The sequence below is a fragment of the Lutispora sp. genome (assembly GCF_041687175.1).
GTDB lineage: Bacteria > Bacillota > Clostridia > Lutisporales > Lutisporaceae > Lutispora.
In genome coordinates this window covers 1-9,367 of the sequence record NZ_JAWLCK010000102.1, presented here as the reverse complement: position 1 = coordinate 9,367, position 9,367 = coordinate 1, and the positions used below count along the sequence as shown (strand labels likewise).

Sequence of the window (9,367 nt, the reverse complement as noted above, 5' to 3'; positions counted from 1 at the left end):
GGGAGTTATTGCTCCTATAGCTGCAGACCAAGGCCATCCACAAATTTCTGCTGCTATTATCAAAACACCATTTATGCCTGAGCCTGTTATCAACTGACCCATTTTTATAAACTGAAACACTAAAGCTATGGCCAGTAATATGGCTGCCCTCGTCAATGTCCTTGTTTTTTTATCCATCCTGTTCTATATCCTTTCCCTCTTTACATAATGGGTATGAAGCAGATGATGTGCTTTGTGTCCATTTGCTTCCCCAAGATATTCATCATACAAAGCTTTAATTTCAGGGTTTTTATGAGATTTTCTCATTGGCATAGCTTTATCTATATCATATAACCCCTGAGCTCTCAACCTGCATACTTCTTCAGTCTTTTCCTTATCCATTATAATTGGCTGTCCGCCTCCATTTATGCAACCCCCAGGGCACCCCATTACTTCTATGAAATGATAATCAGCCTCTCCATTTCTTACTCTTTCCAATAATTTTCCTGCATTGCCGGTTCCATGGGCAACAGCAACATTAACATCTAGATCTCCTATCTTTACAGTCGCTTCCTTTATTCCTTCCAAGCCTCTTACAGGAGTATAATCTATATTATCCAGATCTTTACCTTCCAATATATCTGCCACTGTCCTTAAAGCAGCTTCCATAACACCGCCTGTTGCTCCAAATATAACCGCTGCCCCTGTAGACTCACCCATCACTTTATCAAATCTATCATTTTCTAAAGCTTTAAAATCTATCCCAGCCTCTTTTATCATCTTAGCCAATTCCCTTGTAGTCAATACCGCATCCACATCTCTCAATCCGTCTACAGTCAATTCTTCTCTACCTGATTCAAACTTCTTAGCTGTACAAGGCATTATTGATACCACAAATATTTTATTAGGATCAATATTCATCTTTTCTGCATAATAGGATTTTGCTAAAGCTCCCAACATCTGATGAGGGGATTTACATGTTGATAAATTGTCAATAAAATCATTGTGGTAATGCTCACAGTACTTTATCCAACCAGGAGAACAGGATGTTATCATCGGGAGCTTCCCTCCGTTTTTTATCCTGCTGATGAGTTCTGTTCCTTCTTCTATAATAGTCAAGTCTGCTGCAAAATCAGTATCAAAAACTTTATCAAACCCTAATCTTCTTAAAGCAGAAACCATTTTTCCTTCTACATTTGTGCCTACCGGCAATCCGAATTCTTCACCCAATGCAACTCTAACAGCAGGTGCAGTCTGGGCGATTACATAAAGTTGGTCATTCTCTAAAGCTTCCCATACTCTATCTCTGTCATCTTTTTCTCTAAGGGCACCTACAGGACATACCTTTATACATTGACCACAGTTAATACAGGCAACTTCAGAAAGGCTTCTTCCATAAGAAGTTGTTACTGTAGTGTTTACACCCCTATTTGCAAAGTTTATAACGCCTGTACCTTGAATATTTTTGCATATACTTATACACCTTCCGCAGAGTATGCACTTATTCTGATCCCTGACTATTGAAGGTGATGCCATATCAACTTTATATTCGATCTTCTCACCTTCGTAATCTACAGCATCTATGCCTGCTTCCTCGGCCATCTTCTGTAGCTCACAGTTCAGGTTTCTAGAACATGTGAGACATTCCCTTTCATGTCTGGCTAGTATAAGCTTAAGTACGGTGGTTCGAGCTTCTCTAACGGCCTTTGAAGATGTCTTTACCTCCATGCCTTCTGCAACAGGAAGTACACAAGCAGCCTGCAAAGACCTTGCTCCTTTAACCTCAACAAGACACATTCTACAAGCTCCAACTTCATTTATATCTTTTAAAAAGCAAAGTGTAGGAATATTAATGTTTAAACCTTTTGCTGCCTCCAAGACTGTTGTACCTTTGGGAACCTGGGTCTTGATACCATCAATTGTCAGGTTTACCATGTCCATTATGCTTATCCCCCTTATAATAAAGTAGAAAAATAAAAACTCCTTGTAAAAGGAGTTTTTCACAAACTTAACACTACTATATACCAATTATAAAGTATACAGCTGATACTACTCCTTTCCAAACACAGGAGGCATGAACATTTCTATCCACACCCATCGATCTGCAAGCCATAGATAACTCCTTAGGTTTACAGATTCGGAGTTATTCAATTAATTATCATCTTGCATTGCATATATGTATATTGTTAAAATTATCACATTGTCATAAATTATTTTACTACTTCTATCGTGTTCTGTCAAATATTTATTCTGTGGTTGCGTTTTTATTATATGGACAGTCACTTGTATAAGGTACTCCTACTCTTAGCTACATGAAGTGCTTTTATCAGAGCCGGTAAAGTAAAAATCCCCAGATGGACTTCCAGACTTTTTTACCATATGTATATCGGATATGAACATCTCATTATCCATATCCTTGCACATATCATAGATGGTAAGGGCTGCAGCAGATACAGCCGTCAGGGCTTCCATATCTACTCCACTCATTCCATAGGTTCTTACTATGGCAGCTATATCTATTTTGCAGTTTTCTCCATCTATTTTAAAGTCCAAATCCACACTGAAAATATTGCTTCCGTGATTCATGGGTATTATGCTGGAAGTGCCCTTTGCACCCATAATGCCACCTACCTGGGCTACAGATAGCACATCTCCTTTTTTTATCTTTCCTTCTTTTATGGCTCTCAGGGTCTCCTTTTTCATATAGATAGAGCCTCGAGCTATGGCTTCCCTTATGTTTTCATTCTTTTCAGATATATCCATCATCCTGGTATAGCCTTTTTTATTTGTATGAGATAATCTTTCCAAAGCATTTACCTCCAATTTATACTTCTACCTAATATTATACTTCTTGGAGGCAATAATACTATATAAGAAACCAAAAAAATAGCTGCGTCAAATAACGCAGCTATTATCTATCTTAGTACATTCCCATGTCTCCGCCCATTCCTGCTCCGGGCATTGGTTTTTCTTTTTCTGGAAGATCTGCTACAACGCTCTCAGTTGTAAGAAGCATTGAAGCGATGGATGCAGCATTCTCAAGTGCTGATCTTGTAACCTTTGTTGGGTCAACTATACCTGCTTCAATCATGTTGACATATCTTTCATTCAATGCATCAAAGCCTACTCCTGCTTCGCTGTTCATTACCTTTTCAACTATTACAGAACCTTCAAGTCCAGCATTCTCTGCAATCTGTCTCACTGGTTCTTCCAAAGCTCTTCTTATGATCTGAATACCTGTCTTTTCATCTCCATGAGCATCCTTTAATAATTCTTCAACAGCCTTTATAGCATTTACAAGAGCAACTCCGCCGCCAGGTACTATACCTTCTTCTACTGCAGCCTTTGTTGCAGCAAGAGCGTCTTCGATTCTCAGTTTTCTTTCCTTAAGTTCTGTTTCTGTTGCAGCACCAACTTTGATAACTGCTACACCGCCAGCCAATTTTGCAAGTCTTTCCTGAAGCTTTTCTCTATCGAAGTCGGAAGTAGTTTCTTCTATCTGAGCCTTAATCTGTTTTACTCTATCTTTTATTTCCTTAGCATCTCCAGCACCGTCAACGATTATAGTGTTTTCTTTCTGAACCTTAACCTGTCTTGCTCTTCCTAGTTGCTCAAGCTTTGTCTCTTTAATATCTAAGCCTAATTCTTCGGATATTACCTGTCCGCCAGTAAGTATAGCTATATCATCAAGCATTGCCTTTCTTCTGTCGCCAAAGCCAGGTGCTTTAACAGCAACGCAAGTAAATGTTCCTCTTAATTTGTTTACTATCAATGTAGCAAGAGCTTCGCCTTCGATGTCTTCAGCGATTATCAAAAGCTTCTTGCCCTGTTGAACTATCTGCTCCAATACTGGAAGAAGATCCTGGATATTTGATATCTTCTTATCAGTTATAAGTATATAGGGCTCATCAAGTACAGCTTCCATCTTTTCTGTATCTGTGATCATGTAAGGAGATACATAACCTCTGTCAAACTGCATACCTTCTACAACATCCAGAGTTGTACCGAAAGTATTTGATTCTTCTACAGTTATAACTCCGTCCTTGCCTACTTTTTCCATAGCTTCGGAAATGATTTCTCCGATGGATTCTTCTCCTGCTGATATGGAGGCAACCTGTGCTATAGCAGATTTATTTTCGATTGGCTTGGAAAACTTTTTGATTTCTTCTACCGCAGTAGCTACAGCCTTATTGATACCCTTTTTCAATACCATTGGGTTTGCTCCTGCAGCAACATTCTTCAAACCTTCTCTTATTATTGCCTGAGCAAGCAATGTAGCTGTTGTTGTACCATCACCTGCTACATCGTTTGTCTTTGTTGCAACTTCCTTAACCAATTGAGCTCCCATATTCTCAAAGGGATCTTCAAGTTCTACTTCTTTCGCAATTGTTACACCGTCATTGGTGATAAGGGGAGAACCGAATTTCTTGTCTAATACAACATTTCTTCCCTTGGGTCCTAATGTTATCTTAACTGTATCTGCCAGCTGATTTACTCCTCTTTCAAGAGCTCTTCTTGCATCTTCGCCAAACCTGATCTGTTTTGCCATTTATTTACCCTCCCTTATTATTCTACTATTGCTAATACATCGTTTTGTCTGAGGATCAAGTATTCTTCCCCATCAATCTTAACTTCTGTGCCAGCATATTTAGAGTATATTACTCTGTCGCCAACCTTTAATTCAAGGGGTATCTTTTTACCGTCAACTAACTCTCCTGAACCAACGGCCAATACTTCGCCCTGCATTGGTTTTTCCTTTGCAGTACCGGGTAATACTATGCCGCTTTTGGTTGTTTCTTCATTTTCCAATACCTTAATAACAACTCTGTCTCCAAGTGGTTTGATATTCATCAATAACCCTCCTTAAGTTTTTATTATACAAAATTTGTATGTATCCCTTATTATTAGCACTCACTTAAGATGAGTGCTAATTACAATATAATAATAATTAATGGTTTAGTTCTTCGCAAATTTATAATTTCGCATTTTCTTGGGTTTTTTGGTCATTTTCTTCTATTAATTTAAATTATTGCTTAATTGCATTGTTTTTCTTTATTTATATTTGAATTTCCTTTGATTTCACAAAAAAAACAAAATGGTTATACTAAAAAAGGCTCTCTATCATTTAACTATTACAATACAAGCCTTTTTTAGTATAGCCAATAGTATCTAATTCATTCATTTTCTACAAAAAATATCCTCGTATATCTTCTCTATTTCTTCCACAGCCGCATTTCTGAATCTTTCATATTTGTCAATAAGCTCCTTGGCTTCCTTGGTAAGCTTTGAGCCTCCCCCTTTGGCACCCCCTATTTCCCTTTCCAGAAGTTCCATATTCAATTCTTCTTCAGCATTCTTTATAATATTCAATGCCTTTGAATAAGCCATTCCCATTTCACTTGCAGCCTTATTCAAAGAGCCTAAATTGTCTACGAGAAGCAAAAGCCTATAAGGTCCTTGCCCAAATACTTTATCGCCGTTATCATTTTTTATCCAGAGACTATATCCTGGTTTCATGCATCCAACCTCACCATCACATATTTTTCTCTATGCCTTATTATATCTATTTTACCATATATTCTGGTAAACATTTTATGGAGAAAAATATTATCTACATCTTTGGTATCGAATTCTGCCAGTATCTTACCGTCCTCCAAAAATATTATTTTATCGCAGTAGTTGAGGGCGTAATTTGGATCATGGAGGGTTATGAGCCCTACACGCCTTTCTTTATTTATCAAATCCCTTATACAGGATAGCATCATATGTCTGTTATTATAGTCCAATGCGCTGTCAGGTTCGTCAAAGAGCATAATCTCTGCATTCTGCATAAGGCTTCTGCATATGATAACAAGCTGCTTCTGTCCTTCGCTTAGTTGTAGAAAATTGGCATAGGCATACTTCTCCATGGACATCTTTTTCAGTATATCATAGGCAAGTTTCTTATGCTCCTTCGTAGGAGAGGCGAACATACCCAGATAGGGAGTTATGCCCATCAATACTACATCTATCACCTTGGTGTTATATATTATGCTGTTTCTCTGGGGCATAAAGCTGATATGCCTTGCCCTTTGCTTTTCATCAAAGGAAAAACAGTCCACATCCTTTATAATGCATTTACCTGATATGGGCTTTATAAGACCGCTGATTGTCTTCAACAGTGTGGTTTTGCCTGCACCATTGAGTCCTAAAAGAGCAGTCAATTCTCCCTGTTTTAATGAAAAGCTTATGTCATCCAATATTATTTTATTATCATAGCCTGCCTTTATATTTTCTATTTTTAATATATCCATATTTCCTCCTAATAACGACTCATGAGATATGCTAAATACGGTGCCCCGATAAAGGTGGTGAGAATGCTTATTGGTATTTCGCTGCCGGCTATACTCCTGGCAAGACAATCTGCAAAGCCAAGGAGTATGGCACCTATAAAGCCGCTTAATATGGTAGTACTGAAATCATTGGTTTTTCTTATCATCCTGGCTATGTGAGGAGCTATAAGACCTATGAAGGCAATTAGCCCTGTTATGCATATGATACTGGCCACTATCAATGTGGAAAATATGATTACAGCCCAGCGGGCTGATTCTACTTTTACTCCCAGGCTTTTGGCTTCTTCATCGCTTAAGGACAGTACATTTATCTTCCACCTGAGCAGAATAATACCAATAATTCCTATTAAAAATAAAGGCAACATAGTCAATACCTTATCAGCGGTGACGGATGCAAAGCTTCCCATAGCCCAAAACTCCATGGTTGCCAGCTCCTTCTCAGGATCAGCAAGGTATTTCATCATCATTATGACTCCCTGGGCAATAGAACCTATGACTATGCCGGCAAGGACAAAGGTAACCACCCCTTTTTCCCTGGACAGCTTAGCTAGACCCAGGGCGACAAAAACTGCCCCAACCCCTCCTACAAAAGCGCTAATTGCTACGCTCAGGGTTCCACCTGTTAAGAATATAATAGCTATGGCAGCACCTAAATTAGCTCCAGATGCCACTCCTATAATATCCGGGCTAGCCAAGGGATTCTTAAAGATTATCTGATATATGCTGCCTGCTATGCTAAGTCCTATCCCTGATATAATGACCATTATGGTCCTTGGGAGGCGGAGGGTATAAAAAACGGTTCTCACCATATCCTCCACTTCTCCCCCTGTAACAATACCAATTATATCTCTGACAGATATAGGGTACTTCCCAGTGCCTATGGATAGAAAAAATACAGACACAAACAGCACAGCAATGACTATGTATTTACCTATGCCCCTATCATTTATATTTTCAGGTAAACTTTCATCTCTCATTATTTTGTCAAATCCTCTTTATTAATCTCTATACCATAAAATTCTTTATAAAAATAAGCTGTATCCTCTGTGAATTTTTCATAAGGGTATTTATCTCCGTATAAAACGCTTGTAAGCCACATGGTGCCCAAAATACTTGATGGTACTGGTGAATCCCATGCTTCAAAGGCATCAGGCATCATATACACTTGACCTTTTTGCACAGCATTAACTGCTTTTAATCTCTCATCCTTTAAAATATCCTCCTTGGTATAAGCTGCAGATGGAACTCCAATTATAACATCCGGGTTATAGGTCAGAAGCTGTTCGTAGGAGATGGTTGCCCAATAGGTATCATCTATATCCGAAGCTACATTGATGCCTCCAGCAGCTTCTACCATAAAAGTTTGGTACATGTTCTTTGTTGCAGTGGAAAGAAAATCACTGTTTCCTCCTATATAAACTTTTGTCTTGCCTTCTTCCCCAATAAGACTCTTTATTTCTGAAAGTTTATCATCATAGTATGATTTCAATTTTTCACCAGTATTTTCTGTTCCTGTAGCTTTGCTTATCATATCTATGGATTCCTTTAGCAGATCCATATTCTCCGGGTTAACTGCAATTACATTTATTCCTAGTTTTTCGAGATTTTCCACCGCATCCTTCATTCTTATGGGCAATATTACCAGATCTGGTTCTAGAGCTATGCATCCCTCTAAATCAAAGTTCTTTGGACTGCCTACGTTTGGAAGCTGATTAAACTGAGGGGCAGCCAGTGAATAAATAGGTCTTTTGTCAGCACCTGTCTCTATGCCCACTACACTATCCTCCAATCCAAGAGCTATAAGCAAAGATGTGGTTATGTAATACACACTTACTATTCGTTCCGGCTTTTCACCGATAACTATTTCTCTGCCCAGATGGTCTGTTATTTTTATTTCGGTTTTTTCCTCTGAGTCAGATTCTGCTGGTACCTGTGTATCAGGAGCATTGACCTTTTGTGTTGTACAACCAGCCATAGATATTACCATGGTAAGTATAAGAAATAATGCTAAAATTTTTGTTGAAAACTTTTTAGAAAACATACTTCCACTCCTTTTGCTATATTCGTTATACTTTTATTTAAATAACGCTCTATTTATATATTACCATTAATACTGAAATATTCAAGTATAAAATCAGGATCTTTTCAAACATCATAAAGGCTTCCTATGGATTATAAAATATGCTTATTCAAATAGGCTTAGTGTTGTAATTGCCACGGTTTTCCAGTATAATGAACCTAATCATCAAAATTTGAAACAAGGAGGGATCTTCATGTCATTAAAGGAAGTATTGGCTAAATCAAAGAAAGAAAAAAAGAAAGCTAAAGCAATTGATACAGCAAAAAAAGTAGGAGTAGGTCTAGGTGTAGGTGCTGCTGTAGGAGCAGCCGCTGGTATTCTTTTTGCACCTAAATCTGGAGAAGAGACCAGAAAGGATATAGCAGATGCTGCCAAGAAAACTGCTCAAAGCGTTAAAGATAGTGCTGGTGAAGTAGGAGACAAGATATCCAAGATTGTTGAAGAAGGGAAAGAAAGAATCGCTAACATAAAAAAGGAAAAAGAAGAGGTAAATGAAGAGGTTGCAGCAGGAGGAGATAAATGCTGCGATGACCAGGAGGAATGCTGCGGCGGTTGTTGTGATTCCCAAGAGGAGGCTTAGATATGATTTCCTATAGAGATCTGGGTTTTGTAATACTGTTTTTGATAGCAGTAGGCTTAGGTATATATCTTTTCATTGTACTTAATCATCTGACCTCCATTTTAAAAAAAGTTAGAGAGATTTTGGACAAACACGGGTCCAATATTGACAAGACAATGGACAGACTTCCTTCCATCGCTGCCAATATTGATGAAGCAGCAGTTAATGTCAAGCAGGGAGTAGAAAAGGCTGCAGCCACGGTAGATGCGGTAGGAGATACCATATCTGAAACAGTAGTAGCTGTAAGTTCCGGTACTCAAGAGGCTGTAGAATATGTAAAGATAATAAGCGAGATAATAAAGGTATTGGTTAACACCTTTGCAAAAAAATAATACCCTCCGAAGGGTATTATTTTTT

General features: G+C 38.2%; 10 protein-coding genes and 1 riboswitch. Of the genes, 2 read left to right on the top strand and 8 right to left on the bottom strand.

The genetic code is table 11. From position 1 onward, the window contains the following. Nucleotides 1-183 precede the first annotated feature (183 nt). The 8 genes from ACESM9_RS12325 to ACESM9_RS12290 all read right to left on the bottom strand — a co-directional run bounded on the left by ACESM9_RS12325 (nucleotide 184) and on the right by ACESM9_RS12290 (nucleotide 8,352). Entirely contained in the window at nucleotides 184-1,920 is a 1,737-nt protein-coding gene (locus tag ACESM9_RS12325) for an NADH-dependent [FeFe] hydrogenase, group A6 (protein ID WP_372999040.1), read from the bottom strand. A gap of 95 nt (nucleotides 1,921-2,015) precedes the next feature. After that, a riboswitch (molybdenum cofactor riboswitch) is annotated at nucleotides 2,016-2,134 on the bottom strand. Nucleotides 2,135-2,283: 149 nt separating this feature from the next. After that, a complete protein-coding gene (gene moaC / locus ACESM9_RS12320; protein WP_372999034.1) occupies nucleotides 2,284-2,787 on the bottom strand; it encodes a cyclic pyranopterin monophosphate synthase MoaC in 504 nt (167 codons plus the stop codon). 112 nt (nucleotides 2,788-2,899) lie between these two features. After that, nucleotides 2,900-4,528, bottom strand: coding sequence for a chaperonin GroEL (gene groL / locus ACESM9_RS12315; RefSeq protein WP_372999031.1), 1,629 nt, complete (start codon nucleotides 4,526-4,528; stop codon nucleotides 2,900-2,902). Between the two features lie 17 nt (nucleotides 4,529-4,545). After that, nucleotides 4,546-4,830: a co-chaperone GroES gene (gene groES / locus ACESM9_RS12310; RefSeq protein WP_372999028.1), complete on the bottom strand. Its 285-nt coding sequence runs from the start codon at nucleotides 4,828-4,830 to the stop codon at nucleotides 4,546-4,548. Nucleotides 4,831-5,157: 327 nt separating this feature from the next. Next, on the bottom strand, nucleotides 5,158-5,496 hold the full coding sequence (locus tag ACESM9_RS12305; RefSeq protein ID WP_372999026.1) for a winged helix-turn-helix domain-containing protein: 339 nt from the start codon (nucleotides 5,494-5,496) through the stop codon (nucleotides 5,158-5,160). After that, nucleotides 5,493-6,272: an ABC transporter ATP-binding protein gene (locus tag ACESM9_RS12300; protein WP_372999023.1), complete on the bottom strand. Its 780-nt coding sequence runs from the start codon at nucleotides 6,270-6,272 to the stop codon at nucleotides 5,493-5,495. The genes ACESM9_RS12305 and ACESM9_RS12300 overlap by 4 nt, the downstream gene beginning before the upstream one ends. An 8-nt stretch (nucleotides 6,273-6,280) precedes the next feature. Then, the gene (locus ACESM9_RS12295; RefSeq protein WP_372999020.1) at nucleotides 6,281-7,288 is read right to left on the bottom strand and encodes a FecCD family ABC transporter permease; all 1,008 of its coding nucleotides are present in this window, start codon (nucleotides 7,286-7,288) and stop codon (nucleotides 6,281-6,283) included. Further along, nucleotides 7,288-8,352 carry an ABC transporter substrate-binding protein gene (locus ACESM9_RS12290; protein WP_372999017.1) on the bottom strand — a complete coding sequence of 355 codons (1,065 nt, stop codon included), beginning with the start codon at nucleotides 8,350-8,352 and terminating at the stop codon, nucleotides 7,288-7,290. The genes ACESM9_RS12295 and ACESM9_RS12290 overlap by 1 nt, the downstream gene beginning before the upstream one ends. Before the next feature lie 232 nt (nucleotides 8,353-8,584). Between ACESM9_RS12290 and ACESM9_RS12285 the strand changes: the two genes are divergently transcribed. Continuing rightward, nucleotides 8,585-8,971, top strand: coding sequence for a YtxH domain-containing protein (locus ACESM9_RS12285; protein ID WP_372999014.1), 387 nt, complete (start codon nucleotides 8,585-8,587; stop codon nucleotides 8,969-8,971). A gap of 2 nt (nucleotides 8,972-8,973) precedes the next feature. Continuing rightward, nucleotides 8,974-9,342, top strand: a complete 369-nt coding sequence (locus ACESM9_RS12280) for a hypothetical protein (RefSeq protein WP_372999010.1) — start codon at nucleotides 8,974-8,976, stop codon at nucleotides 9,340-9,342. Nucleotides 9,343-9,367: the final 25 nt, after the last annotated feature.